The sequence below is a fragment of the Bradyrhizobium sp. CCBAU 53415 genome, assembly GCF_028128735.1.
GTDB lineage: Bacteria > Pseudomonadota > Alphaproteobacteria > Rhizobiales > Xanthobacteraceae > Bradyrhizobium.
This window is the reverse complement of sequence record NZ_LBJF01000025.1, coordinates 18479-43672: the sequence shown is the minus strand read 5'-3', so window position 1 is coordinate 43672 and position 25194 is coordinate 18479. Positions and strand designations below refer to the sequence as shown.

Sequence of the window (25194 nt, the reverse complement as noted above, 5' to 3'; positions counted from 1 at the left end):
TCGCCCGAAACCAGGCGGCGCCTTTCTTTAAATGCCGAGCCGGTCGCGCACGCGGCCCGCAATCACTGCGGTCGTCACGCCGACCGGCCAGAACGCGTGCAGCGGGATCGGCTTGATGCCCGTGATCGGCATGTCGATTTCCACCTTCGGCCCGCCGATCAGGCGGCGGGCGAGCTGCGCTCCCATCGCGGTCGAGAGCGCGACGCCTCGTCCATTGCAGCCGAGCGAGATCAGGATGTTCTCCACGGGCTCATGCACGTGCGGATAATGATCCCCGGTGATGGCGAGACGGCTGTTCCAGCCATGGGTCCAGGCCACGCCCTTGAGCTGCGGCCATAGCCGCTCGGCATAGCGGATGAGATAGGCGACGTCGTTGGGTGATTTGATCCAGTGCATCGGGCCGCGGCCGCCCATCAAGAGACGGTTCTGCTGATCGATCCGGTAATAGACGGTGATGTGGCCGCTCTCGTAGAGCACCGGCCGCGTCGGCATGATCGAACGGGCGACCGCGTCGGAGAGCGGCGCGGTCGCGGCGATCGAGGAGAACACCGGCACGATGGTGCGGCGGAGCGCCGGCCAGAGATCATCGGTGAAGCCGTTGGTGGCGAGCAATACCTTGTCGGCATGCACGACCGCGCGCGGCGTCTCGATGCGCCAGCGCGTGCCGTCGCGGCGCAGCGACAATGCCGGTGTCTCGCCAAAGACCTTCGCGCCGGCCGAGATCGCGGCGCGCGCGAGGCCGCGGGCGTAGCTGAGGGGATGCAGATCGCCGCCGCGCGTGTCCAGCATGGCACCGATGTAGCGATCGGTGCCGGTCATCTCGCGGAGCTGCTCGCGGTTCAGATATGTCACCGGCATGCCGCGGCGGATGCATTGCTGCGCGGTCCTCTCGATTGCCGCAGCGCTCGCCTCGTGATAGGCCGCGCGCAGCGTACCGTTCTGCCGCGCCTCGCACGGGATCTGGTAGCGGCGGATCAGGTCGTGGGTGAAATTCGTGGTGCCGTAGGCGAACTCGATCACGCGGCGGCCGAGCTCGGCGCCGAAATCCGCTTCGATCTGATCGGGGTCGTGCTTCAAGCCGGGATTGGTGTGGCCGCCATTGTTGCCGGACGCGCCCCAGCCCGGCTCCTGCGCCTCCAGCACCAGCGCCTCGACGCCCTGCTCGGCGAGATGCAACGCGGTGGACAGGCCGGTGTAGCCGCCGCCGACGATTGCGACCGAGACGGTCTTGTCGGCGTCGAGCGGCGGCGTGGCCGCGGGCGCGACGGCGGTGTCGGCGTAGAGCGAGGGCGGCAGAGGCAGGCGCGTCATGGCGAAGACCGTTCAGAGCGGATGCAGCACGCGACGCAGGAAATCCTGCGTGCGCGGATGCTGAGGTTGGTTGAGCAGCGCCTTGGCCGGCCCCTGCTCGACGATGACGCCGCCGTCGATGAACAGCACGCGGTCGGCGACGTCGCGGGCAAAGCCCATCTCGTGGGTGACGACGACCATGGTCATGCCGTCATCGGCGAGCTTGCGCATGACGCCGAGAACGTCGCCGACGAGCTCGGGATCGAGCGCCGAGGTCGGCTCGTCGAACAGGATTGCCTTGGGCTGCATCGCAAGTGCGCGCGCGATCGCGACGCGCTGCTGCTGGCCGCCGGAGAGCTGCGGCGGATGTGCATCAGCCTTTTCCGCGAGCCCGACCTGGGCTAGCAGCGCGCGGCCGCGCTCGAGCGCATGCGCGCGCGACTCTCTCTTCACGTAGAGCGGTCCCTCGACCACGTTCTCCAGCGCCGTGCGGTGCGGGAACAGATTGAAGCGCTGGAACACCATCGAGACCTGGGTGCGAATGTCCACGATCGACGGCGCGTCGCGGTCGACCTTCAGCCCTTCGACGCTGATCTCGCCGCGGTCGTAGCTCTCCAGCCCGTTGATGCAGCGCAGGATGGTCGATTTGCCGGAACCCGAGGGGCCGATAATGCAGACCACCTCGCCCTTCTGGACGGAGGCCGTGATGCCCTTGAGCACCTCGACCTTGCCGAAGCTCTTGTGGACGTCGCTCAGCTCGATCATCGCTTGCCGGCCCGCTTCTCGAAGTGACGGACCAGCAGGATCAGCGGGATGCTCATGGTGAGATACATCAGCGCCACCAGCGTGAACACGCTGGTGTTCTTGAAGGTTGACGAGGCGATCAGCTTGCCTTGCAGCGCGAGCTCGGCGACCGTGATGGTCGAGGCTTGCGACGAGTCCTTCAGCATCATGATCATGACGTTGCCGTAGGGCGGCAGCACGATGCGCACGGCCTGCGGCAGCACCACGCGGCGCATGGTCAGCCACCAGCCCATGCCGATCGATTGCGCCGCCTCGATCTGGCCCTTGTCGATGGCCTCGATGCCGGCGCGGAAATTCTCGGCCTGGTAGGCCGAATAGGCGATACCGAGCCCGAGGATCGCCGCCTGCAGGGCCGACAGCGTGACGCCGAGATCTGGCATCACGAAGTAGAGGTAGAACAACAGCACGATGATCGGGATGCCGCGGATCACGTTGATCAGGCTGGCGCTGAGCATCGACAGCGCCTTGATGCCGGAGACCCGCATCATCGCCCAGAAGAGGCCCAGCACCGTCGAGAGCAGCAGCGAGCCGATGGTGACGACGATCGTCAACGCGACGCCGTTCATCAGGATCGGGAAGAACTCGACGGCGTCGCGCCAGAAACCTTTCATCGGGCAGCCTTCGGTGAGCCGTTATCAGCCCTGGGCCTTCAGGCCCCATTTATCGAGGATCTTGTCGATGGTGCCGTTGGCTTTCAGCTTCGCGAGCGAGGCGTTGATCTTGCCGAGCAGCGCGGTCTCGCCCTTGCGCACGCCGATGCCGACCGAGCCGACGGTGACCGGCTTGTAGCCGTCGACGAGGCGCACCTCGGGGAAGCCGCCCTGCTTCAGATTGTAGGCGAGGATCGGATAGTCGGCGTAGCCGGCCTTGAGGCGCCCGGTGTTCACGTCGCGCAGGATGTCGGGAATGGTGTCGTAGGCCTTCACCTCGGCGAACAGGCCGGACTTCTTCAGCGCGTCGACGAAGGCGGTGCCGACCTGGGCGCCGACCGTCGCGCCTTTCAGATCGTCCTGCGTGGCATAGCCCTTGGTGTCGGACTTCGGCACAACCAGGCCCTCGCCGTAGCTGTAGATCGGGTCGGAGAAGTCGACGACCTCCTTGCGCGGCGGCGTGATGAACATCGCAGCGGCAATGATGTCGATCTTGCTCGAGGTCAGCGACGGAATCAGGGCCGAGAACTGCATCGGCTCGATCTGCACGCTGAAGCCGGCATCCTTGCCGACCTCGGTGATGAGATCGACCATGATGCCCTGGATGGTGTTGGTCTTGGTATCGAGGAAGGTGAAGGGAATGCCCGTCGGCGTCGAGCCGACCTTCAGCACCTGTTGCGCCGAGGCCGGCACGACGGTTGCAATTGCGAGTGCCGCGATCGCGGCCAGACCAAAACGCTTCATCGCATCCCCCTTTGGGTCCGGCCGGTGGCAGCGCTCGCGCATGTCGTGATCGGAGTTGCGAGCCAAGCCGTTTCGGCCTATTTTCACCAATATGAAAATTTGGTCACACTTTCGCCGACGATGCAAGCGGTTTTCATGCACATGAAGGAAGCGGTCTGACGTGAGCGGTGGCAAAAGAATACGCAAACCGGCCGCCGCAAAGCCGGCCAGGACGGTGAAAGCCAAGGCCATTGCCAAGCCGGCCGAGCCGGCGATGGACGTCGCGGTCGGCCGCCGCATCAGGGATCTCAGGCGTATCAGGCGGTTCTCGCTGGAGATGGTCGCCGCACGCACCGACCTCTCGATCGGTTTTCTCAGCCAGATCGAGCGCGGGCTGTCGTCACCCTCGCTGCGCGTGCTGGCGACGCTCGCCGACGTGCTCGGCGTCGGCATCGCCGCGCTGTTCGGTGCGAGCCCGAGTTCCGACGGCGCATCCGATCAGGTGGTGACGCGCGGCTTGCAACGGCCGGAGCTGAAGCTCTGGCGCACCGGCGTATCAAAACAGCTGCTGAGCCCGGCCAGCGCCGACAACAAGCTCAACCTGTTCCTGGTACATCTGGAGCCCGGCGGCTCCACCGGCGACGAGCTCTACACCCATGATGGCGAAGAGGCCGGACTCGTGCTCGAAGGCGAGATGATGCTGACGGTGGACAGCGAGACGTGGTCGCTGAAGCAAGGCGACAGTTTTCGCTTTGCGAGCCGAAGGCCGCACCGGTTTTCGAATCCGGCGCAGGATGCGAAGGCCGTGGTGCTGTGGGTGAATTGCGTGACGGGGGCGGGGTAAGTTACTGTCATTCCGGGGCGATGCGAAGCATCGAACCCGGAAGTTCGAGATTCCGGGTTCGCCTCTTCGAGGCGCCCCGGAATGACAGCGTCAATCACCCGAACCTGTGCGCGTACCGATCCACCGTCAGGGCGCTGACGTCGATGTCCGGCTTCCTGCCCGACAGCATGTCGGCGAGCACGCGTCCCGAGCCGCAGGACATGGTCCAGCCGAGCGTGCCGTGGCCGGTGTTGAGGTGGAGGTTGGCGTATTGGGTCGGGCCGATCACGGGCGGGCCGTCGGGCGTCATCGGACGCAGTCCGCTCCAGAACGTCGCCTTGGCGAGATCGCCGCCGCGCGGGAACAGGTCGGTCAGCGAATGGTCGAGCGTGGCGCGGCGCGCGTCATAGAGCCTGGTCGAGAAGCCCGAGATTTCGGCGGTGCCGCCGACGCGGATGCGATCGCCGAGGCGGGTGATCGCGACCTTGTAGCTCTCGTCCATCACGGTGGATTCCGGCGCGCCGGAGGCGTCCTTGATCGGCACCGTGATCGAATAGCCCTTCACCGGATAGACCGGCAGCGAGATGCCGAGCGGCGCGGCCATGCGAGACGAATAGCTTCCGAGCGCGAGCACGTAAGCGTCCGCCTGCAACAGGCCGGCGCTGGTCGCGACACCGCTGACGCGCGCGCCGTCGGTCACGATGCGATCGATGCCGGTGTTGAACAGGAAACCCACGCCGAGCGCCTGGGCATGCTTCGCAAGCGCCTGCGTGAACATGTGGCAGTCGCCGGTCTCGTCCTGCGGCAGACGAAGCCCGCCGACGAATTTCTCCTTCACGCCTGATAGCGCCGGCTCGACCGCGATGCAGCCCTCGCGGCTCAGCACCTCGAAGGGCACGCCATACTGCTTGAGCACGGCGATGTCGTCGCCGGTGCCGTCGAGCTGGGCCTGGTGCCGAAAGAGCTGCAGCGTGCCTTGCGACCGCTCGTCGTACTGGATGCCGATGTCGCGACGCAGATCGCGCAGACAGTCGCGGCTGTATTCCGCGATCGGGATCATACGGCTCTTGTTGACCGCGTAGCGCGCGCTGGTGCAGTTGCGCAGCATCTTGAGCAGCCAGACCCACATGACAGGATCGAGCTTCGGCCGGATCACCAGCGGGCCGTGCTTCATCAACAGCCACTTGACCGCCTTCACCGGCACGCCGGGGCCGGCCCAGGGCGAGGAATAGCCGGGCGACACCTCGCCGGCATTGGCGAAAGAGGTCTCCAGTGCCGGCTCCGGCTGACGATCGACGACCGTCACGTCGTGGCCGGCACGTGCGAGGTAGTAGGCAGAGGTGACACCGATGACACCGCTGCCGAGGATCAGAACTTTCACGCTTCGTCAAACTCCCGCGGCATCACGCTCGCCGCTGCAAGGATACAACTCGCAACGGCGAGAGCAATTATCAGGCCACCTTCTTGATGGCATCGCCGAGGATCGAAACCATCTGATCGATGTGGCTCTTCTCGACGATGAGCGGAGGCGACATCGCGAAGCTGTCGCCGCTCATGCGCAAGTAGAGGCCGGTGTTGAAGCAGTCGACCATCACGTCATAGCCCCGCGCGCCGGCGACACCGTCACGCGGCGCCAGCTCGACCGCACCCATCAGGCCGCAATTGCGGATGTCGACCACGTTCGGCAGGCCCTTCAGCGAATGCAGGGCATCGCGCCAATATTCGGCGATCGACGCACCCCGCGTGAGCAGGCCCTCGTCCTTGTAGATGTCGAGCGTCGCGATGCCGGCGGCGCAGGCGGTCGGATGCGCAGAGTAGGTGTAGCCGTGGAACAGCTCCATCTGGCTCTCCGGACCGACCATCAGGCCGTCGTGCACCTTCCTGCTCGCGAACACCGCGCCGCAGGGAATGGTGCCGTTGGTGATGCCCTTGGCCGTCGTCATCAGGTCCGGCGTGACGCCGAAGAAGTTGGCGGCGAACGGCGTGCCGAGGCGGCCAAAGCCGGTGATAACCTCGTCGAAGATCAGGAGGATGCCGTGCTTGTCGCAGATCTCGCGCAGGCGCTGCAGATAGCCCTTCGGCGGCGGCAGCACCGCCGTCGAGCCGGGCACCGGCTCGACGATGACGGCGGCGATCGTGTCGGCGCCGTGCAGGCCGACGAGACGCTCGAGATCGTCGGCAAGCTCGGCGCCATGCTCGGGCTGGTCCTTGGCGAAGGCATTGCGGGTGAGGTCGTGGGTGTGGCGGATGTGATCGACGCCCGGCAGCAGGGTGGTGAAGGCGCGTCGGTTGGCCACCATGCCGCCGACCGAGGTGCCGCCGAAGCCGACGCCATGATAGCCGCGCTCACGGCCGATCAGGCGGGTGCGGCTCGCCTGGCCGGTCGCACGGTGATAGGCGAGCGCGATCTTCAGCGCAGTGTCGACCGACTCGGAGCCGGAGTTGGTGAAGAAGACGCGGTCGAGGCCCTTCGGCGCGATTTCGGCAAGCCGCTCGGCGAAATCGAACGCCAGCGGATGCCCCATCTGGAACGACGGCGCGAAATCCAGCGTCATGAGCTGGCGCTCGACCGCGGCGGCGATCTGCTTGCGGCCGTGGCCGGCATTAACGCACCACAGGCCGGCGGAGCCGTCGATCACCTTGCGGCCGTCGACCGTGGTGTAGTGCATGCCCTCAGCCGAGGAGAACAGGCGGGGCGCCTTCTTGAACTGCCGGTTGGCCGTGAACGGCATCCAGAACGAGTCGGTCTTGATAGTGTTCGGAATCTGATGAAGGGTCACGGCCGCGCTCCTTTGCTGACATCCTAGCAGAGCCACGGCTTGGAAAGCGCAACAAGTCCTTTTCTGCTCTGCCGCAACCCATTGATTTGGCTGGGGCGGCCGGTCCATATTTGCGCGATCCGCAACACCTGCAACACGGGATCTGGGCCATGAGCGTCGACATCGGTGGACGGCTGCGATTCATCCGGGCGCGCCACAAGCTGTCGCAGCGCGAGCTCGCCAAACGTGCCGGCGTCACCAATTCGACGATCTCGCTGATCGAATCCAACCAGATGAACCCGTCGGTCGGCGCGCTCAAGCGCATCCTCGACGGCATCCCGATGGGGCTCGCCGAGTTCTTCGCGCTGGAGCCGGAGTCCAGGCGCAAGATCTTCTATCGCGCCGAGGAGCTGACCGAGGTCGGCAAGAAGCCGATCTCTTACCGCCAGATCGGCGATAATCTGTTCGGCCGCAGCCTGCAGATCCTGAAGGAGCGTTACGAGCCCGGCAGCGACACCGGCCGCGTGCACCTCGTGCATGACGGCGAGGAAGGCGGCATCGTGATCTCGGGCAAGCTCGAAGTCACCGTCGAGGACGAGCGCCGCATCCTCAATCCCGGCGATGCCTATTATTTCGAGAGCCGCCGCCCGCATCGCTTCCGCTGCGTCGGCGGCAAGCCTTGCGAAGTGATCTCGGCCTGCACGCCGCCGACGTTCTGACGCGCATCCGGGATCTTACGGGGCCACCGGTTTCTTACGGAGCTTGAGCCATCTCAATTTGTGCGAGCCAAAGCTCTATACGTTGGGAGCCGTAGCCGAGCAGCCTCGCGCAAAAGGTGCTGAGGTTATGGCCCCGCACACTTGAGAATTCCTTGGGCACTCCGGGGCCGCTTCGTAACAGGGCTCGCAGATGAAGACCGCTCTCGCCTATGCAGAAGCCGCGCTCGAGGAAGTCCAGCGCGACACCGACAAGCTCCAATCGCAAGAGCTGCGCGCCGCCATCAGAAAATACATCGACGCGCAGAGAGAGCAGATCAAAGCTCTCCGCAGGATGATAAACTGATAGGCCAAGGCGGAGCGAAGTCTCGCCCCGCCCACGGCTTCAACGCTGCGCCAGCAACTCCTCGATCCGGATCGGAAAGCGGCGGACGCGCACGCCCGTCGCATGCCATACGGCGTTCGCGACCGCGCCGGCGCTGCCGGTGATGCCGATCTCGCCGACGCCCTTGATGCCGAGCGCATTGACGTGCGGGTCGTGCTCCTCGACCGTGATCACGTCGAGCGGCGGCACGTCGGCATTCACCGGGATATGGTACTCGCCGAGATTGGCGTTCATGATCCGTCCGCTGCGCCGGTCGGTGACGGCCTCCTCGTGCAGCGCGAACGACATGCCCCAGATCATGCCTCCGAACAGCTGGCTCTGCACCATGCGCGGATTGACGATCCGCCCGGCCGCGAAGGCGCCGACCATGCGGGTGACGCGGACCTGGCCGAGATCGGGATCGACCTTCACTTCCGCGAACACCGCGCCGTGGGCGTGCATGGCATATTCCTCCATCGCAGCAGGGTTCGCCGCACCGGTGCCGCGGGCCTCGACCTCGGCAAGGCCTGCGCGCGCAAGGATCTCCGCGTAGCTCTCGCCGCGGCTCTCGTCGTCGCGCCGGATCAATCTGCCATCGCGCGCGATCACCCCGGCGTTGCCAGCACCAAACAGCGGCGAGCGCTCGTCGCGGGTGGCGAGATCGGCGAGTTTCGCAATCACGGCCGCGCCGGCGTTGTGGATCGCTGCACCCGCGGTCGCCGTGTGCGCCGAGCCACCGGCAATGCCGGCATCCGGCAGGTCCGACGTCCCCGCCTTGAATTCGACGCGCTCGACATCGAGGCCGAGACCGTCGGCAGCGATCTGGGCGAGCGCCGTCCAGGCGCCCTGCCCCATGTCGTGCGCACCGATCTCCATCACGCCGGAGCCTTCGCGGCGGATCGCCGCCCGGGCTTCCGCCTGGAACATCAGCGCAGGGAAAGTCGCCGTGCCCATGCCCCAGCCGACCAGAAGGCCGGCATCATCGCGCATCTGTCGCGGCCGGAGCGAACGCTTCGCCCAGCCGAACCGCGTCGCGCCCTGCTCGTAGCAGGCACGCAGCGCCTTGGAGGAGAACGGTCTGCCCGTCATCGGCTCGACCTCGGCGTAGTTCTTGAGGCGGAAGGCGAGCGGATCCATGCCGCAAGCCCAGGCCATCTCGTCGATCGCACTCTCGAGCGCGATCGAGCCCGTCGCCTCGCCGGGCGCGCGCATGAACAGCGGCGTGCCGGTATTGACCCGCACGGCATCGTGCGAGGTGCGGATCGCGGGCGCGGCATAGAGCGTGTGCGAGGCGTCGGCGGCGGGCTCGTAAAAGTCGTCGAACGTGCTCGACACGGTCCTTGCATGGTGATCGAGCGCAGTCAGACGCCCCTCGCCGTCGGTTCCGATGCGCAACCGCTGCCGCGTCGGCGCGCGATGGCCGACCGGGCCGTACATCTGCTCGCGGCGCAGCACCAGCTTGACTGGCCTGCCGACCAGCTTGGCCGCCATGATGCCGAGGACCGGCGGACCGCCCATCAGCCCCTTGGAGCCGAAGCCGCCGCCGAGGAAGGGACTGCGAATGTGGATCTTGTCGTGCGCGATGCCGAACAGTTCGGCGATGCGCGCGAGCGACAGCTTCAGGCCCTGGGTCGGCATGTCCACGGACAGCGTGTCGCCATCCCACTGGGCCACGACGCCGTGCGGCTCCATCGCGTTGTGATATTGCGGCGGCGTCTCGTAAGTCGCCTCGATCCGCTTCTCGGCCGCGGCAAGGCCGGCCTCGACATCGCCGCGGTGATTTTCGGTGGGATTGCCGACCCCGACAACGGGCGGCACGAAACTCTCGCCGGCGTCGAGCCCGACCAGCGGAGGCAGCGTCTCGTAGCGCGGCGCCAGCAGCACCGCGCCTTCCGTCGCGGCCTCCAGCGTTTCCGCGATCACGACCGCGATGGGCTGGTTGGCGTAGCGGACCTCGTTGCTCTGCAACGCTTCCATCCGGAACACGAACGGATTGGTCTTGATCTCCGGATCGATCGCGAGCTGCGGCTTGTGGTCCGGCGTCATGACGTCGACGACGCCGGGATGTCGCTTGGCCGCGGCGACGTCGAGCGAGGTCACACGGCCGCGCGCGATGCTGGAAACGGCGATCACCGCGAACAGCATGCCGGGCGGGTGATTGTCGGCGGCATAAATCGCCCGCCCCGTGACCTTGAGGATGCCGTCACGGCGAGTCAGCGGCTGGCCGATGTTCGAGCCGTGCCTGAGATGGGCGGGCGCGCTGGTCAGATTGAGCTCAGGCATGAATGGCTCCGGAGGTCGAGGCGAAGGGAGAGGCCGGCAGCGCGGAGATGCGCGCGGGCGTGCCGGCGGCGGCGAGTAGCAGCGCGCGCACGACGATGCGGCGTGCGAGCTCGATCTTGAAGGCGTTGTCGCCGGACGGTTTTGCGTCGGCGAGCGCACGCCAGGCGGCCTCCTGGAAGACGTCTGCGGCTGGCGCGACGTTGCCGAGCACGTCTTCCGCGGCGCGGGCCCGCCAGGGCTTCGCGGCGACGCCACCGAGCGCGAGCCGGGCTTCCGCGATCTTGCCGTTCTCGATCCGCAGTGCGGCCGCCGCCGAGACCACGGCGAAGGCGTAGGAGGTGCGTTCGCGGACCTTGAGATAGCGGGCATGCGCGGTAAAGCCGCGCGCGGCGGGCGGCAGGCGAACTGCGACGACGAGATCACCGGGCTCGAGCGCGGACTCGCGCTCGGGCGCATCGCCCGGCAGGCGATGCAGTTCGTCGAGCGCGATCACGCGCCGCCCGTTCCTGCCCTCGATCTCGACCACGGCGTCGAGTGCGGCCAGCGGCACGCAGAAGTCGGAAGGATGCGTGGCGATGCAGCTCTCGCTCCAGCCGAGCACGGCATGGCTGCGGTTCTCGCCGTCGCGGGCGTCGCAGCCGCTGCCGGCCTCGCGCTTGTTGCAGCGGCTGGCGGTGTCGTAGAAATACGCGCAGCGCGTCCGTTGCAAGAGATTGCCGCCGACGGTCGCGGCGTTGCGCAACTGCGCGGACGCGCCGGAGAGCAGCGCTTCGGCGACGGCGGGATACGCTCCGGCGAATTCGGCATCGTGCGCGAGATCGGCATTGCTGACGAGCGCGCCGATACGCAATGATCCGTCGGCGAGGCGCTCGATCTGATCGAGCCCATCGAGATGGGTGACGTCGACCAGGCGATCCGGACGGCTGACGCCGCCCTTCATCAGGTCGAGCAGATTGGTGCCGGCGGCGAGATAGACGGCGCCCGGCCGGGCGGCGGCGGCAACGGCCTCAGCGACCGTGGCGGGTCTGACGTAGTCAAATTGCTTCATGCGGAGCGCCTCTGATTGGTTTCGTCGGCGCGTCCCTGCGCGTCGAGCACCGCATCGACGATGCCCGCATAGGCGCCACAGCGGCACAAATTGCCGCTCATGCATTCGCGGATGCGTTCGGGATCATTGCCGGCCTGCGCCTCCTGCATCAGGCCGATCGCGCTCATGATCTGGCCGGGCGTGCAGAAGCCGCACTGGAATCCGTCATGGGCGATGAAGGCGGCCTGCACGGGATGAAGCTGATCTCCGCGTGCAACGCCTTCGATGGTGAGGATGTCGGCGCCGTCATGGCTGACGGCGAGCGCGAGGCAGGAGTTGATGCGCTTGCCGTCGACCAGAATGGTGCAGGCGCCGCACTGGCCGCGGTCGCATCCCTTCTTGGTTCCGGTCAGATGGAGGCGCTCACGCAAGAGATCGAGCAGCGTGACGCGCGGATCGTCGAGGACGAAGTCGCGTCGCGCACCGTTCACGGTGAGGCTGATGGAGTGGTTCATACAAGGCTCCGATCAGATTTGGACATGTCTCATCGCGCAGCGCGCCACCTCCGTGGCCGCCGTCGATGATGCGCCGCCCGAACATGATGCGGGCCAACGCTTGGATGAAGATACGGAGGCACCCTCCGCTTAGCAAGGGTCGCCGCGAAATATTTGGAATTCGTCGAAAGCCCGTGCGCATACAACGCGATGCAGCCCCGCCAGGTTCAGGAAGGGTTCAATCTAACCAATTCGTGATCTACATTGGCGGCATGGACGACCACAGCGACCAGACCCGCAAGCCCCGCGCCGACGCCGTGCGCAATCGCGAGCGCGTGCTCGAAGCGGCGAAGTCCGTGTTCAACGCGGGCGGTCCGGAGGCCAGCCTGGAGGCCGTGGCCAGACGCGCCGGCGTCGGCATCGGCACGCTTTATCGGCATTTTCCAACGCGCGAAGATCTGTTCGAGGCGGTCTACCGGCGCGAGGTCGAGCAGCTCAGCGAGCTTGCCGAGCAATTGAAGAACGCCAAGGACCCGGTCGATGCGCTCAGGCGCTGGCTGCGCTCCAACGTCGAATTCGTTGCCACCAAGAAGGGCATGTCGGCCGCGCTGGCGCTGACGTTCCAGAGCTCGTCGGAGCTCGCGGCCTTCTCGATGGACCGGCTGACCAAGGCGATCGGCTCGCTGCTCGACCGCGCGGTCGCGGCCGGCGAGATGCGTGGCGATGTCAGTCCGGAAGACCTGCTCAGGGCGCTCGTCGGCATGTGCTACATGCACGACCAGCCCGGCTGGCAGTCCTCTGTGCTGCGCATGCTCGACGTGTTCGTCGACGGACTGCGGGTGCAGCCCGGCGCCAAGACCAAGGCGCGCGCGGCCGGCTCTCGGCCTCCGAGAGCCAGGACGGCCAACCGCAAGTCGAAGCGCGAGAGCTGATTGGACAATTTGTCCTGTTGAGCGACGCATCTCCTCGCACGAGTGTCTCACACCGATGTGAGGATGCGTTTTGCGCTCGATCAAGCCGCACCCGCCTCAGGAGATCTATCGGTATCCGTGGACCGGACCCGCTCGGATCTTCCATCGTGGTCGGCTGCATGGACCGAAGCCGTGCGTGCTTCAAGCTGGACGAATGACTCATGGCCGCATCCGGTCTGAGACGTAGACTTACGATCGTGCTCGCGATCAAGATCGCAGTCATCCTTGGCGCCGCGATTTTCGTGTTCGCGCCGAGCCAGCGCCCTCGGATCGACGCCGGCGCCCTGGACCGCCAGTTTCTCGACCCCACGAACTCCGCCAATCAAGGACGCACGCAATGACATCGCTGGACGTCGTGTCGCTTTCACGGCTGCAATTCGGCCTGACCGCGCTGTATCATTTCCTTTTCGTTCCTCTGACGCTCGGACTTTCGATCCTGCTCGGAGTGATGGAGAGCGTCTACGTGATGACCGGACGCGCAATCTGGAAGGAGATGACGAAGTTCTGGGGCCTCCTGTTCGGGATCAACTTCGCGATGGGTGTTGCGACCGGCATCACCATGGAATTCCAGTTCGGCATGAACTGGGCCTATTACAGTCACTATGTCGGCGACATCTTCGGGGCCCCGCTCGCGATCGAAGGGCTGATGGCCTTCTTCCTCGAAGCCACCTTCATCGGTCTTTTCTTCTTCGGATGGGAAAAGCTGAGCGCCCTGCAGCATCTCACGGTCACCTGGCTCGTCGCGCTCGGCTCCAACATTTCGGCATTGTGGATCCTGATCGCCAACGGCTGGATGCAGTATCCGGTCGGCGCCCAGTTCAATCCGGCAACGATGCGAATGGAAGTGACGAGCTTCATGGAAGTGATGTTCAATCCGGTCGCACAGGCCAAGTTCGTTCATACTGTCAGCGCCGGCTACGTCACCGGATCGATGTTCGTGCTCTCGATTTCGGCGTACTACCTGCTCAAGGGACGACATGTCGAGTTCGCCAAGCGCTCGATGACCGTGGCGGCGAGCTTCGGCCTCGCCTCCGCCCTGTCCGTCGTCGTTCTCGGCGACGAGAGCGGATACACGGCCGGCGAAAACCAGAAGATGAAGATCGCGGCGATCGAGGCGATGTGGGAAACGGAGCCCGCGCCGGCATCCTTCACGCTGTTCGGATTCCCGAATCTCGAAAAGCACACCACCGAATATGAGGTGAAGATCCCCAGGGTGCTCGGATTGATCGCGACGCGATCCCTGGACAAGGAGGTGCCGGGCATCAAGGAGCTCGTCGCGCATGCCGAACAACGGATCAAGAACGGCCTCATCGCCTATGACGCGCTCGAGAAGCTCCGCGCCGATCCATCCAGCGCAACCGAGAAGGCCCGCCTGGATGCGACGGCGGCGGATCTCGGCCATGCCCTGTTGTTGAAGAAGATTCGTCCCGACGTCCGCAACGCAACGCCGGAGGAGATCGCGAAGGCGGCGTGGAGCACCGTGCCGGCGGTGTCTCCGCTGTTCTGGAGCTTCCGCATCATGGTCGGGCTCGGCTTCTATTTCATCGCCCTGTTCGCGGTCGCCTTCGTGCTCGCCAGCAAACGGCAGCTCGATCGATATCGCCTCTTCCTGTGGGCGGCGCTGCTCAGCCTGCCGCTACCCTGGATAGCGGCTGAGCTGGGCTGGATCGTCGCCGAAGTGGGACGGCAGCCGTGGGTCATCGAGGGCGTGCTTCCGACCTTCCTGGCGGTGTCCAGCCTTTCGGCCGCCAACGTCTGGACCACCCTGATCGGCTTCGTGGTGTTCTATTCGACCCTGGCGGTCGTCGACATCCTTCTGATGGTGAAGACGGCCAAGGCCGGGCCCGGGGCGCCCCGCACCGAGCCAACCGTTCGTCTTGCCGCCGCCGAATAGGAGAAGCACCGCCATGTTCGACTACGAGACCATGCGACTGATCTGGTGGGCACTGCTCGGCATTCTGTTGATCGGCATTGCAGTCATGGACGGTTTCGACTTCGGGGTCGCGATCCTGCTTCCCTTCGTGGCCCGGTCGGACGTCGAGCGCCGCATCGTCATCAACACGGTCGGCCCCGTCTGGGAGGGGAATCAGGTCTGGCTGATCCTCGGCGGCGGCGCCATTTTCGCGGCCTGGCCGTTGCTCTACGCCACGGCATTCTCGGGGTTCTATCTCGCGATGTTCCTGGTGCTCGCTGCGCTGATCCTGCGTCCGGTCGCGTTCAAGTTCCGCAGCAAGCTCGACGACGTGCGATGGCGCGCAACCTGGGATATCGCCTTCTTCATTGCGGGCCTGGTGCCGGCGCTCATCTTCGGCGTCGCGTTCGGCAACGTCATCGTCGGCGTTCCCTTCCGCTTCGACGACACGCTGCGAATGACCTACGAGGGCACCTTGCTCGGCCTGCTCAATCCGTTCGCGCTGGTTTGCGGGCTGGTCAGCGTCGCCATGCTGACCCTGCACGGGGCCAATTACCTCGCCCTCAAGGCCGAAGGTCCGCTGGTCGTGCGGGGCATGCGCATCGGGCGGATGGCCGCGTTGGCGGCGGTCGCGCTGTTCATCATCGCCGGCATCTGGGTGGCCTACGGCATCGAGGGCTATTCGATCGCTCAGCCCATTCCCCATGACGGCCCGTCCAACCCGTTGCTCAAGACGGTTACGAGGGAGGCCGGCGCCTGGCTCGTCAACTATCGCCTGTTCCCGTGGACGAAGGCGGCTCCGATCGTGGCCATCCTGATGCTGTCCGCTTCCGCCCTGCTGCTCGGCAAGCAGCGCGCCGGGCTCGCACTGCTGGCCAGCGGACTCGGCATCGCCGCCATCATCGCGACGGCCGGCCTTTCGCTGTTTCCGTTCATGCTGCCGTCGTCGCTCGACCCGCGCGCCAGCCTCACCGTCTGGGACACGTCGTCGAGTCTCCTGACGCTGCGAATCATGCTGGCAGCGACGGTCATCTTCCTGCCCGTGATCATGCTCTACACCGGCTGGGTCTACAGCGTGCTGCGCGGACCGATCAACGAAGCGTTCGTCAAGGACGACACGCGTTCGACGGTGTACTAGCTGGAGAACGACAATGTGGTACTTCTCGTGGATTCTGGGTGTCGCCTTCGCAGGGACCTTCGCCATCCTCAACGCGCTGTGGTTCGAGGCCAACACGCAGCGGGACCTCGGCGAGGCCGACACCGGACGCCATCACTGATCCACTTGAGAGACCAGGGGATGCCGCTGAAGCGGGGCAGAACGCCTAAGTCGCGAAACCCGGGCCGGCCTTCGTCGCGCTCATCCGCGAGCGGATGAGCAGCAATACGACGATGCTGATGTTCAGCGCATTCCACGCCACGCCATTGGCGAAGGCGGCAGCGTACGATCCGGTGGCGTCGAAGATGACGCCCGACACCCAGCCGCCGAAGGACATCCCGAACACCGAGGCGAAGATCACGATGCCGACGCGGGTTGCGGCTTCGCTCGCCGGCATCGCCTCACGCACGATGATGGCATAGCTCGGCACGATGCCGCCCTGGAACAGGCCGAACATCGCGGAGATCAGATACAGCGAGGTGAGGCTGTCGAAGAACAGATAGAACACCAGCGCAAAGCCCTGCGCCAGCGATCCGACCAGCAGCGTACGGATGCCGCCGATCTTGTCGGCGAGATAGCCGGAGCCGATCCGGCTGACGATGCCGCAGGCCATCATCAAGGACAGCATCTCGGCCCCGCGCGCCACGCCATAGCCGAGGTCGCCGCAATAGGCGACGATATGCACTTGCGGCATGGCCATCGCCACGCAGCAGGCGACGGACGCGATCGAGAGCAGCACCGTCAGCGTGTTGGTCGAGAGCTTGAGATCGACTTGCGGCGGCGGCGCATTGGCGTGATCGCGAACCTTGTCGTTGCCCATCTGTGCGCGCAGGACGAGGATCAGAAGCGCCATCGTGCTGGCGCAGACGATACCGATGCCGATATGGGTGGTGCGCCAGCCGATCTCCTGCGTACCCCAGCTCACGATCGGCGGCCACATCGTGCCCGCGACATAATTGCCGCTGGCGACGATGGTCACGGCAAGTCCGCGGTAGCGCTCGAACCAGTGCGAGGCTTCGGCCATCAGAGGCGCGAAGGTCGCGGAGGTGCCGAGGCCGATGAGGAAGTAGGCCGCAACGAACTGCCAGAGATGACCCGACAGGCCCGCGAGCACGTTGGCAACGCCGAGGAAGGCGATGCTGATCGCCATGGCCGGCACGATGCCGAACCGGTCGGTGATCTTGCCGGCGATCACGCCGCCAAGCCCGAAGCCGAACATCATGAGGGTGAAGGCCAGCGACACCGCGCCGCGCGTGGCACCGAATTCGGCCTGCACCACGGGAATCACGACCACGACCGCCCACATGCCGACGGCACCGATCGAGCCGATCACGAGCGCAATGATCAGCCGCATCCAGGCCTGACGAGAATCAGGCGTGAAGGAAGCCGGTGTCTGTCCTGGATGATTTGGCGCGTGCACGGGCCGGACCATGGCCCGCGGATCGCCAAGGGGTCAAGCATTGTGGCGCGATATTGGGCATGCGCGGTGCACTGCGGTAAGAAGGAGCTTGGCGATCGCGCGATTTGCCACTAATTTGCAATGCGCGTGTGCACCATGGCCGCGCGGAGAGCATGTCGGCGGAATGTTGCTGCGATTGACGCGATCGATGCGGATCAGGGTGGGGCGGATCATCGCCCTCGCCTATCTGTTCTGCGTGCTCTCACCGGCAGCAAGCCTCGCATGGGGCATCGGTCCTGCGCCTTGCCTTGACGACGCACTCCTCGCAGATCCCGTGCCGACACATCACCAGATGCCGAACCAGATGCCGACGAGCCATCTGCATGGCGATGTCTCGCACGAACACGCGGGAACCCACGCCCATCACCAGACTGCCGCGAAGGACGCACCCGCTCCGCATCATCATGACGGCAAGGGAACAGTGGGGCCGTGCTGTGCGATGATGTGCGTCAGCGCGCTGCCGGCCGATGTGCCTGAAGTCACCAGGCCGCTTTTGCCTGGCTCCGCCTGTGCGCCCGAGATCGCGGCCAGTCTGCACAGCTCGGCGCCGCCCCTGAACGACCGCCCCCCCATCGCCTGATCTGACACGACGATTTCGGGCCGAGCGCGCGTTTGCGCGCGCAAACCTGTGGTTTTCAGATCAGGGAAGAATTATGTTTACGCTTTCGGGGGCGAAGTCCGCTGCCGCATCTGCGGTGGGTGGACGACAGTGCCGATTCAATTGGCTGCTGCTGGCCTTTGCTGCGCTGGCGCTGTCCGGCTGCATGCCGGCAACAACGCAAGTCGCCAGCGCCGATCCCGCCGATCCGGCGGCGAAGGTGGCGCGGATCGGCTATCGCTCGACCATTGCGCCCTATACCAGCCTGCGGCCTGCGACGCCGGCGCCGTGGCGTGGCCGCAACGACGCGGTCACACCGCAGCCGAAGCAAGACCGGTAGGAGCGCGCCATGACACGCCATCTTGCGCGGGGCCTGCTCGTCCTGACCGCACTCAGCGTTTCCGGCTGCGCCGCGTTCTTGCCCGACGGCGGGATGACCGCAGTCTCGGACCTGACAAGCCAGACCATCAACAAGGACGTCGCCTTCGTGCGAACGGCGGAGGGCGCCAGCGCAGTCGACACGCGCGTTCGCCAGCTGTTGTCGCGGACGCTGAGCGCGGATGCCGCCGTGCAGATCGCGCTGCTCAACAACAAGGGACTGCAGGCCGCCTATAACGAGCTGGCGCTGGCCGAGACCGACCTCGTCGAGCAGAGCCTGCCGCCCAACCCCGTGTTCACGATCTCGCGGATCTCAGGCAATGGCGCCAGCGAGATCGAGCGCCAGGTGGTCGGCGACATCCTCGCGCTGGCCACCCTGCCGTTCCGCTCCGACATCGCCCGCGACCGCTTCCGCGGAGCGCAGCTGCGCGCTGCCCTGGCGACGTTGCGGCTCGCGGCCGACGTCCGCCGCGCCTATGTCCGCACCGTTGCCGGCAACGAGATGGTGGTGCTGCTGACCGACGCGAAGGCGACGGCGGAATCGACCGCGCAGCTGGCGGTCAAGCTCGGCGAAACCGGCTCGCTCAACAAGCTCGACCAGGCCCGCGAACAGGTGTTCTACGCCGAGACCACCGCCGACCTCGCGACTGCGCGGCAGTCGGCAACGAGCGACCGCGAAAGGCTCGCGCGCCTGATGGGGCTGTGGGATGACGGTCTCGACTTCCGTCTCCCTGATCGACTGCCGCCGCTGCCGCGTCGGCCGCAAGCATTGCCCTCGATCGAGGCCGATGCCGTGGCCCATCGCATCGACCTGCAGATCGCACGGCTGGAGCTGGCGGCGCTGGCGAAGGCCCTGAATCTCACCGAGGCGACGCGCTTCGTGACACTGCTCGATCTCGCCGGCATCTCCCGCCGCACCCAGGATCCCGAAGGGCCGCCGTTCCGCGAACGCGGCTTCGACGTGCAGTTGCAGATTCCGATCTTCGACGGCGGCGAGGTGCGCGTGCGGCAGGCCGCCGAGACCTACAACCTCGCCTTCAACCGCCTGACCGAGCGCGCCGTGAATGTTCGCTCCGAGGCGCGGGATGCTTATCGCGCCTATCGCTCCACCTACGACATCGCCGGCCATTACCAACGCGAGATCATTCCCTTGCGAAAAATCATCACCGAGGAGATGCAGCTGCGCTTCTCCAGCATGCAGGTCGACATCTTCGCGCTGCTCACCGAGGCGCGGCAGCGCCTCGCCTCGCTGCGCGGCGCGATCGACGCGCGGCAGAGGTTCTTCCTTGCCCAGGCCGATTTGCAGACCGCCGTCAATGGCGGCGGCTCGCCTGCGGCCGGGAGCGACAATCCAACCACCGTCGCCGCGGCAGCACCTGCCGATGGCGGCGGCCACTGAGATGGAGGCCGAGATGTTTTCCCGCCGAGGATTCCTGGGGACTGCCGCGCTTGCCGGCGCGTCGGCCATCAGCGGCCGGGTGCAGGCCGCTGCCATTCCGGAAGCGCCAACCATGGACAAGGTGGTGATGCAGCCGCCGCTGCATCCGATCAGCGGCCCGGACTATCGCCCCGTGGTCACGCTGAACGGCTGGTCGCTGCCGTTCCGCATGAACGGCGACTGGAAGGAATTCCATCTCGTCGCCGAGCCCGTGGTGCGCGAATTCGCCGAAGGCATGAAGGTGAATCTGTGGGGCTATAACGGGCAATCGCCGGGGCCGACCATCGAGGCCGTCGAGGGCGACAAGGTCCGCGTCTTCGTCACCAACAAACTGCCCGAATACACCACCGTGCACTGGCACGGCATGATCATCCCGAGCGGCATGGACGGCGTCGGCGGGCTGACCCAGCCGCACATCCAGCCGGGAAAGACCTTCGTCTACGAGTTCGAGATGAGGAAGAGCGGGACGTTCATGTACCACCCGCATTCCGACGAGATGGTGCAGATGGCGATGGGCATGATGGGCATGGTCGTCGTGCATCCGCGCGATCTGAGTTTCCGTCCCGTCGACCGCGACTTCGTCTTCGTGATGAGCACCTATCGCGTCGACCCAGGCACTTATCTGCCGCATGTCAACGAGATGACCGACTTCAACATGTGGACCTGGAATGCGCGGGTATTTCCCGGCATCGATCCGCTTCCGGTCAGGCTCGGCGACAGGGTGCGCGTGCGCATCGGCAATCTCAGCATGACCAATCATCCGATCCACCTGCACGGCCACAGCTTTGCGGTCACCTGCACCGACGGCGGCTGGGTCCCGGAGAGCGCGCAGATCCCCGAGACGACCACCGACGTGCCGGTCGGCGCTGTCAGGGTGTTCGACGTGCTCGCCGACAATCCCGGCGACTGGGCGTTCCACTGCCACAAGTCGCACCACACCATGAACGCGATGGGACACGACGTGCGCAACCTGATCGGCGTGTCGCGCAAGGATCTCGCCAAGGCCGTCGGCAGGCTCGCGCCTGACGGCATGGCCATGGGCTCGACCGGCATGGCGATGGGCAACATGGAGATGCCCGCGCCCGACAACACACTGCCGATGATGACCGGCAGCGGCCAGTTCGGGCCGATCGAGATGGGCGGCATGTTCACGGTGATGAAGATTCGCGAGGACCTCGCGCGCGACGACTACCGCGATCCCGGCCCGTACAAATTCCCGCAAGGCACCGTCGCCTACGAGGTGACGGCGCCGGCCGCAGAGCCAGCCCGGCAGAAATCCGGAAGCCCGCCGATGAAGAACATGAAGATGTGAGCGTTTCGATGAACCACCAACTGGAGACCACGATGAAGACCACCTTCAAGCTCGGCCTCGCGCTGGCCGCGCTTTCGATCGCACCGGCCTTTGCCCACGACAAGCACGGGCACGGGACCTTTTCGGCGGGCGAGCCCGGCGATCCCAACAAGCCCGCACGCACCATCGAGATTCTGATGAGCGAGATGGACTACACACCCGCGAGGATCGAGGTCAAACGCGGCGAGCAGGTCCGCTTCGTGCTGCGCAATGTCGGCAAGGAGGACCACGAATTCCTGCTCGCCACCACCAAGGAGAATCTCGCGCATGCGGTGGAGATGAAGAAGCATCCGCACATGGAGCACGACGATCCCAACGGCGTGCGCCTCGCCCCGAACAAGACGGCCGAGATCCTCTGGAAATTCAGCAAGGCCGGCACATTCGAATTTTCCTGCCTCATCCCCGACCACCGCGACTACGGCATGGTCGGCCACGTCACCGTGAAGCAACGAAGGAGACTGCCATGAACCGCATCATCCGTATCACTGCTGCGCTGGCGCTGACGCTCAGCGTTGCCTCCGGAGCCGTCAGCACCGCAGCCCTGGCGGCCGGGGCTGCCGCGATCAGCGGCGAGGTCAAGAAGATCGACGAGGGCGCCGGCAAGATCACGCTCAAGCATGGACCTGCGAAGAGCCTCGGCATGGAGGAGCCCATGACCATGGTCTACCGCGTCAAGGACCCCGCGATGCTCAAGCAGGTGAAGGTCGGCGACAAGGTGACCTTCGAGGCCGAGGAGGCGGCGTCGGGATACACGGTGACGAAGATGGAGAAGGCGAAGTAGGGACCTTCCTCCCCCACGGTCATTCCGGGGCGATGCGCAGCATCGAACCCGGAATCTCGAGGTCCCGGGTTCGGCTCTGCGAGCCGCCCCGGAACAACGCCTGGAAAGGCCCCGAAATACTCTCGCCCCGCCCTCTGCCCCCCCCGTTAACTCTTTGCTAACCATACACCGGGCAAAAATTGCCGGGTGAAGTCGAGTGTCGTCGGCCGCGTAGAACGGGAGAGCCCCGTGGACGCCAGTGCGGTGCCTCACTTTCGGAACGGCGGCCCATCGGCCGCCGCGCAGACGTTTGGGGCGCGCGGACGGCAGTCCCGCGGGGAGGCAGCTACCATGGTCGACGTCACCGCGGGACAGGGCGTAGGCAGCGCCAAGCCCGGCATCCCCTCCCTCAACGAGATCGTCACCATCCTCAAGCGCGGCGACATCGCGCTGGCGCTCGGCATCCTCACCATCCTGGTGGTGCTGATCCTTCCCCTGCCCGCGATCGTGCTGGACCTGTTTCTGGCGATCTCGATCACGCTGTCGATCCTGATCCTGATGACCTCGCTGTTCATCCAGGCGCCATTGGAGTTCTCGGCCTTCCCGACCATCCTCCTGATCTCGACCATGCTGCGCCTGTCGCTCAACATGGCCTCGACCCGCCTGATCCTGTCGCACGGGCACGAGGGCACCGCCGCCGCCGGTCACGTCATCGAGGCCTTCGGCAGCTTCGTGATGGGCGGCAATTTCGTCATCGGCATCATCGTCTTCGCCATCCTCATCATCGTCAACTTCGTCGTCATCACCAAGGGTTCGGGCCGTATCGCCGAAGTCGCCGCGCGCTTCCACCTCGACGCCATGCCCGGCAAGCAGATGGCGATCGACGCTGACCTCTCCGCCGGCCTGATCGACGAGAAGGTCGCCAAGGAGCGGCGCAAGGAGCTGGAGGACGAGAGCGGCTTCTTCGGCGCCATGGACGGTGCCTCCAAGTTCGTCCGGGGCGACGCCATCGCCGGCCTCCTGATCGTCTTCATCAACGTCGTCGGCGGCATGATCATCGGCGTGGCGCAGCAGGGCATGTCCTTCGCCGACGCCGGGCGCAGCTACACGCTGCTGACCGTCGGTGACGGCCTCGTCACCCAGGTGCCGGCGCTGATCGTCTCGACCGCCGCGGGCTTGCTGGTCTCCAAGGCCGGCGTGTCCGGCGCCGCCGACAAGGCGCTGATGAAGCAGTTCTCCGGCTATCCGCAGGCGCTCGCGATGTCCTCGGCGGTGATGCTGGTGCTGGCGGCGCTGCCGGGCATTCCGACCCTCCCCTTCCTGGCGCTCGGCGTCGGCGCCGGCGCGCTGGCCTGGAACGCCCGCAACCGCAAGAAGACCGCCGTCAAGGCCGCGGAAGCCGCGATGGCGGCGCCGGCCGCCGGTGCCCCGGGCGCCCCCGGCGCTGCCGCGGCGGAAGAGCCGATCTCGGCCGCGCTCAAGATCGACGATCTCAAGATCGAGCTCGGCTATGCCCTGCTGCCGCTCGTCAACGGGCCCGACGGCACCGACCGCCTCACCGAGCAGATCAAGGCGCTGCGCCGCTCGCTCGCGATCGAGATGGGTTTCGTGATGCCGGCGGTGCGCATCCTCGACAACGTCCAGCTCGAGGCCAACACCTACATCATCAAGATCAAGGAGGTCGACGCCGGCACCGGCAAGATCTGGCCGAATCAGTTCATGGTCATGGATCCCGGCGGCAGCCAGGTGCAGGTGCCCGGCATCCACACCACCGAGCCGACCTTCGGACTGCCCGCGACCTGGGTCGACGCCAGCCTCAAGGAGGAAGCCTCGCTCAAGGGCTACACCGTCGTCGACGCCGCGACCGTGCTCTCGACCCACCTCACCGAGCTGCTCAAGGCCAACATGTCGGACCTGCTGTCCTATGGCGAGGTGCAGAAGCTGCTCAAGGAACTGCCGAAGGAGCAGAGCGAGCTGGTCAAGGACATCGTGCCGGGACAGGTCACGGTGTCCGGCATCCAGCGCGTGCTGCAACTGCTGCTCGCCGAGCGCATCTCGATCCGCGACCTCTCCACCATCCTCGAAGGCATCGCCGACTCGCTCGCCTTCTCGCGCAATCCCGCGACCATGGTCGAGCATGTCCGGGCGCGCCTGGCGCGGCAGATCTGCGCGCAGAACACTTCCTACGCCGGCTATCTGCCGCTGATCGCGCTGTCGGCGCGGTGGGAGCAGGCCTTTGCCGAGTCCATCATCGGCCAGGGCGAGGAGCGCAGCCTCGCGATGCAGCCCTCGAAACTGTCGGAATTCATGACCGCCGTGCGCGAGGCCTTCGAGCGCGCCGCCCGCGAAGGCGAGGCGCCGGTGCTGGTCACCTCTGCGGCAATTCGTCCCTTCGTGCGGTCCCTGGTGGAGCGGTTCCGGGCCCAGACCACCGTGCTGTCGCAGGCTGAAATCCACCCCAGGGCGAGATTGAAAACGGTCGGAAGCGTCTGATTTGCCTTGAGAAGCCGTATGTTTTTCAGCCACAGGCAAATGGTTTTTTGAGTTCCCGGCGCCTTGTCGACCAAATGCGGGCAAGGCGATCGACCAACCAAATATCTATTTGATATTATTATATAATTTCACGAGAAACGATCGCTCTTGATCGCGATCTTTCACGTCGTGTCACGCTCTTGTGATCGCCTCTTGGGAACGAATCCCGCCAATACTAGGTTGTTGGGCACCGGAAGCATGAACCTGCCTGAACGGGCTGGCGACTACTTCGGGTAGATGGCGGCAGGAGGCTTCCATGAACCACTCGATCTACAGCGCAGATCGCTCGACCCATCTGAAAATTGTGGTCGTGGCCCTCGTTGCAGGGATCGCGGTGGCAGGCCTCGGCATCACGGCACGCACGGGTTCGGACGATGGCCTGACCCAGACCGCCCGCGTCATCAAGGCCGGCAAGCCGGTCGTTGTCACCAGTTCGAACGCATCCCTCGTTCGCTGAGGAGATCTGACGAGTTTTTTGAATTCACGCGGCCCTTTACCAGCCCCCCAAAGTCGCCACGTGGATATGTAGACGACCCCAACCCCAAGTCGACTACAGAAAGCGCCCGCCCCCCACGGGCGCTTTCTCATGTCTGGGGTCCGTCATTGCAGCTGACGGGTGCGTGGGTAGCAGCGTCGCTCCGGCAAATCGCATCTCGACGGGTAGAGCACTTGCGAAACCCATCATGTTTCCACGCAGACCAAAGCG

26 protein-coding genes are annotated in these 25194 nt (G+C 65.6%); 16 read left to right on the top strand and 10 right to left on the bottom strand.

The features are described 5' to 3' along the window. Positions 1-27 precede the first annotated feature (27 nt). Genes XH87_RS21180 through XH87_RS21165 form a run of 4 tightly spaced genes read right to left on the bottom strand, consistent with a single transcriptional unit; the run spans position 28 to position 3488 of the window. Entirely contained in the window at positions 28-1311 is a 1284-nt protein-coding gene (locus XH87_RS21180; protein WP_271588740.1) for an NAD(P)/FAD-dependent oxidoreductase, read from the bottom strand. A gap of 12 nt (positions 1312-1323) precedes the next feature. Then, entirely contained in the window at positions 1324-2055 is a 732-nt protein-coding gene (locus XH87_RS21175; RefSeq protein WP_035705425.1) for an amino acid ABC transporter ATP-binding protein, read from the bottom strand. After that, the gene (locus XH87_RS21170) at positions 2052-2705 is read right to left on the bottom strand and encodes an amino acid ABC transporter permease (RefSeq protein ID WP_271588739.1); all 654 of its coding nucleotides are present in this window, start codon (positions 2703-2705) and stop codon (positions 2052-2054) included. The genes XH87_RS21175 and XH87_RS21170 overlap by 4 nt, the downstream gene beginning before the upstream one ends. Positions 2706-2729: 24 nt before the next feature. Beyond that, positions 2730-3488, bottom strand: a complete 759-nt coding sequence (locus XH87_RS21165) for an ABC transporter substrate-binding protein (protein ID WP_271588738.1) — start codon at positions 3486-3488, stop codon at positions 2730-2732. 160 nt (positions 3489-3648) lie between these two features. Between XH87_RS21165 and XH87_RS21160 the strand changes: the two genes are divergently transcribed. Then, complete coding sequence (locus XH87_RS21160) at positions 3649-4311, top strand: helix-turn-helix domain-containing protein (RefSeq protein ID WP_271588737.1); 663 nt, start codon at positions 3649-3651, stop codon at positions 4309-4311. 94 nt (positions 4312-4405) lie between these two features. On the opposite strand, the gene XH87_RS21155 is transcribed toward XH87_RS21160, so the two are convergent. Together XH87_RS21155 and XH87_RS21150 are read right to left on the bottom strand one after the other, a co-directional pair. Further along, complete coding sequence (locus tag XH87_RS21155) at positions 4406-5671, bottom strand: D-amino acid dehydrogenase (RefSeq protein ID WP_271588736.1); 1266 nt, start codon at positions 5669-5671, stop codon at positions 4406-4408. 70 nt (positions 5672-5741) lie between these two features. Further along, positions 5742-7070, bottom strand: a complete 1329-nt coding sequence (locus XH87_RS21150) for an aspartate aminotransferase family protein (protein WP_035705411.1) — start codon at positions 7068-7070, stop codon at positions 5742-5744. 149 nt (positions 7071-7219) lie between these two features. Between XH87_RS21150 and XH87_RS21145 the strand changes: the two genes are divergently transcribed. Next, positions 7220-7768, top strand: coding sequence for a cupin domain-containing protein (locus tag XH87_RS21145; protein WP_008561958.1), 549 nt, complete (start codon positions 7220-7222; stop codon positions 7766-7768). Between the two features lie 190 nt (positions 7769-7958). After that, positions 7959-8111, top strand: a complete 153-nt coding sequence (locus tag XH87_RS21140; RefSeq protein ID WP_193374122.1) for a hypothetical protein — start codon at positions 7959-7961, stop codon at positions 8109-8111. A 39-nt stretch (positions 8112-8150) separates the two neighbouring features. Here XH87_RS21140 and XH87_RS21135 read toward each other — a convergent pair whose 3' ends face one another. The 3 genes from XH87_RS21135 to XH87_RS21125 are packed head-to-tail and all read right to left on the bottom strand — an operon-like array spanning position 8151 to position 11954. Continuing rightward, complete coding sequence (locus XH87_RS21135; RefSeq protein ID WP_271588735.1) at positions 8151-10412, bottom strand: xanthine dehydrogenase family protein molybdopterin-binding subunit; 2262 nt, start codon at positions 10410-10412, stop codon at positions 8151-8153. Further along, positions 10405-11460, bottom strand: a complete 1056-nt coding sequence (locus XH87_RS21130) for an FAD binding domain-containing protein (RefSeq protein ID WP_271588734.1) — start codon at positions 11458-11460, stop codon at positions 10405-10407. The genes XH87_RS21135 and XH87_RS21130 overlap by 8 nt, the downstream gene beginning before the upstream one ends. Continuing rightward, positions 11457-11954 (bottom strand): (2Fe-2S)-binding protein, encoded by a 498-nt coding sequence (locus tag XH87_RS21125; protein WP_271588733.1) that lies wholly within the window; start codon positions 11952-11954, stop codon positions 11457-11459. The genes XH87_RS21130 and XH87_RS21125 overlap by 4 nt, the downstream gene beginning before the upstream one ends. Before the next feature lie 251 nt (positions 11955-12205). Between XH87_RS21125 and XH87_RS21120 the strand changes: the two genes are divergently transcribed. From XH87_RS21120 to cydX, 5 genes are all read left to right on the top strand, one after another. Beyond that, complete coding sequence (locus XH87_RS21120; protein ID WP_271589148.1) at positions 12206-12865, top strand: TetR/AcrR family transcriptional regulator; 660 nt, start codon at positions 12206-12208, stop codon at positions 12863-12865. 236 nt (positions 12866-13101) lie between these two features. Then, on the top strand, positions 13102-13245 hold the full coding sequence (locus XH87_RS21115; protein ID WP_271588732.1) for a hypothetical protein: 144 nt from the start codon (positions 13102-13104) through the stop codon (positions 13243-13245). Continuing rightward, on the top strand, positions 13242-14798 hold the full coding sequence (locus tag XH87_RS21110) for a cytochrome ubiquinol oxidase subunit I (protein ID WP_271588731.1): 1557 nt from the start codon (positions 13242-13244) through the stop codon (positions 14796-14798). The genes XH87_RS21115 and XH87_RS21110 overlap by 4 nt, the downstream gene beginning before the upstream one ends. A gap of 13 nt (positions 14799-14811) precedes the next feature. Continuing rightward, complete coding sequence (gene cydB, locus XH87_RS21105) at positions 14812-15954, top strand: cytochrome d ubiquinol oxidase subunit II (protein ID WP_271588730.1); 1143 nt, start codon at positions 14812-14814, stop codon at positions 15952-15954. A gap of 13 nt (positions 15955-15967) precedes the next feature. Further along, the gene (cydX, locus tag XH87_RS21100) at positions 15968-16093 is read left to right on the top strand and encodes a cytochrome bd-I oxidase subunit CydX (protein ID WP_158671780.1); all 126 of its coding nucleotides are present in this window, start codon (positions 15968-15970) and stop codon (positions 16091-16093) included. Positions 16094-16138: 45 nt separating this feature from the next. Here the strand turns inward: cydX and XH87_RS21095 are convergent, their stop codons facing one another. Continuing rightward, on the bottom strand, positions 16139-17404 hold the full coding sequence (locus tag XH87_RS21095; protein ID WP_271588729.1) for an MFS transporter: 1266 nt from the start codon (positions 17402-17404) through the stop codon (positions 16139-16141). A gap of 151 nt (positions 17405-17555) precedes the next feature. On the opposite strand from XH87_RS21095, the gene XH87_RS21090 reads away from it, so the two are divergent. The 8 genes from XH87_RS21090 to XH87_RS21055 all read left to right on the top strand — a co-directional run bounded on the left by XH87_RS21090 (position 17556) and on the right by XH87_RS21055 (position 24945). Continuing rightward, on the top strand, positions 17556-18011 hold the full coding sequence (locus XH87_RS21090; protein WP_271588728.1) for a hypothetical protein: 456 nt from the start codon (positions 17556-17558) through the stop codon (positions 18009-18011). 73 nt (positions 18012-18084) lie between these two features. Then, entirely contained in the window at positions 18085-18369 is a 285-nt protein-coding gene (locus XH87_RS21085; protein WP_271588727.1) for a hypothetical protein, read from the top strand. A gap of 9 nt (positions 18370-18378) precedes the next feature. Beyond that, entirely contained in the window at positions 18379-19806 is a 1428-nt protein-coding gene (locus XH87_RS21080) for a TolC family protein (protein WP_271588726.1), read from the top strand. Positions 19807-19819: 13 nt separating this feature from the next. Beyond that, positions 19820-21157 (top strand): copper oxidase, encoded by a 1338-nt coding sequence (locus tag XH87_RS21075; protein WP_271588725.1) that lies wholly within the window; start codon positions 19820-19822, stop codon positions 21155-21157. Positions 21158-21189: 32 nt separating this feature from the next. Further along, positions 21190-21663, top strand: a complete 474-nt coding sequence (locus XH87_RS21070; RefSeq protein WP_271589147.1) for a cupredoxin domain-containing protein — start codon at positions 21190-21192, stop codon at positions 21661-21663. After that, positions 21660-21977 (top strand): copper-binding protein, encoded by a 318-nt coding sequence (locus XH87_RS21065; protein ID WP_158668158.1) that lies wholly within the window; start codon positions 21660-21662, stop codon positions 21975-21977. The genes XH87_RS21070 and XH87_RS21065 overlap by 4 nt, the downstream gene beginning before the upstream one ends. A gap of 330 nt (positions 21978-22307) precedes the next feature. Next, entirely contained in the window at positions 22308-24449 is a 2142-nt protein-coding gene (flhA, locus tag XH87_RS21060; RefSeq protein ID WP_035705368.1) for a flagellar biosynthesis protein FlhA, read from the top strand. A 295-nt stretch (positions 24450-24744) separates the two neighbouring features. After that, positions 24745-24945, top strand: a complete 201-nt coding sequence (locus XH87_RS21055) for a hypothetical protein (RefSeq protein ID WP_035705366.1) — start codon at positions 24745-24747, stop codon at positions 24943-24945. Positions 24946-25194: the final 249 nt, after the last annotated feature.

Bases quoted from the DNA above. Each gene is read 5' to 3' on its own strand.
- XH87_RS21180 (WP_271588740.1), bottom strand. From the start codon at position 1,311: ATGACGCGCCTGCCTCTGCCGCCCTCGCTCTACGCCGACACCGCCGTC.
- XH87_RS21175 (WP_035705425.1), bottom strand. From the start codon at position 2,055: ATGATCGAGCTGAGCGACGTCCACAAGAGCTTCGGCAAGGTCGAGGTG.
- XH87_RS21170 (WP_271588739.1), bottom strand. From the start codon at position 2,705: ATGAAAGGTTTCTGGCGCGACGCCGTCGAGTTCTTCCCGATCCTGATG.
- XH87_RS21165 (WP_271588738.1), bottom strand. From the start codon at position 3,488: ATGAAGCGTTTTGGTCTGGCCGCGATCGCGGCACTCGCAATTGCAACC.
- XH87_RS21145 (WP_008561958.1), top strand. From the start codon at position 7,220: ATGAGCGTCGACATCGGTGGACGGCTGCGATTCATCCGGGCGCGCCAC.
- XH87_RS21140 (WP_193374122.1), top strand. From the start codon at position 7,959: ATGAAGACCGCTCTCGCCTATGCAGAAGCCGCGCTCGAGGAAGTCCAG.
- XH87_RS21135 (WP_271588735.1), bottom strand. From the start codon at position 10,412: ATGCCTGAGCTCAATCTGACCAGCGCGCCCGCCCATCTCAGGCACGGC.
- XH87_RS21130 (WP_271588734.1), bottom strand. From the start codon at position 11,460: ATGAAGCAATTTGACTACGTCAGACCCGCCACGGTCGCTGAGGCCGTT.
- XH87_RS21125 (WP_271588733.1), bottom strand. From the start codon at position 11,954: ATGAACCACTCCATCAGCCTCACCGTGAACGGTGCGCGACGCGACTTC.
- XH87_RS21120 (WP_271589148.1), top strand. From the start codon at position 12,206: ATGGACGACCACAGCGACCAGACCCGCAAGCCCCGCGCCGACGCCGTG.
- XH87_RS21110 (WP_271588731.1), top strand. From the start codon at position 13,242: ATGACATCGCTGGACGTCGTGTCGCTTTCACGGCTGCAATTCGGCCTG.
- cydB (WP_271588730.1), top strand. From the start codon at position 14,812: ATGTTCGACTACGAGACCATGCGACTGATCTGGTGGGCACTGCTCGGC.
- cydX (WP_158671780.1), top strand. From the start codon at position 15,968: ATGTGGTACTTCTCGTGGATTCTGGGTGTCGCCTTCGCAGGGACCTTC.
- XH87_RS21095 (WP_271588729.1), bottom strand. From the start codon at position 17,404: ATGGTCCGGCCCGTGCACGCGCCAAATCATCCAGGACAGACACCGGCT.
- XH87_RS21090 (WP_271588728.1), top strand. From the start codon at position 17,556: ATGTTGCTGCGATTGACGCGATCGATGCGGATCAGGGTGGGGCGGATC.
- XH87_RS21085 (WP_271588727.1), top strand. From the start codon at position 18,085: ATGTTTACGCTTTCGGGGGCGAAGTCCGCTGCCGCATCTGCGGTGGGT.
- XH87_RS21080 (WP_271588726.1), top strand. From the start codon at position 18,379: ATGACACGCCATCTTGCGCGGGGCCTGCTCGTCCTGACCGCACTCAGC.
- XH87_RS21075 (WP_271588725.1), top strand. From the start codon at position 19,820: ATGTTTTCCCGCCGAGGATTCCTGGGGACTGCCGCGCTTGCCGGCGCG.
- XH87_RS21070 (WP_271589147.1), top strand. From the start codon at position 21,190: ATGAAGACCACCTTCAAGCTCGGCCTCGCGCTGGCCGCGCTTTCGATC.
- XH87_RS21065 (WP_158668158.1), top strand. From the start codon at position 21,660: ATGAACCGCATCATCCGTATCACTGCTGCGCTGGCGCTGACGCTCAGC.
- flhA (WP_035705368.1), top strand. From the start codon at position 22,308: ATGGTCGACGTCACCGCGGGACAGGGCGTAGGCAGCGCCAAGCCCGGC.
- XH87_RS21055 (WP_035705366.1), top strand. From the start codon at position 24,745: ATGAACCACTCGATCTACAGCGCAGATCGCTCGACCCATCTGAAAATT.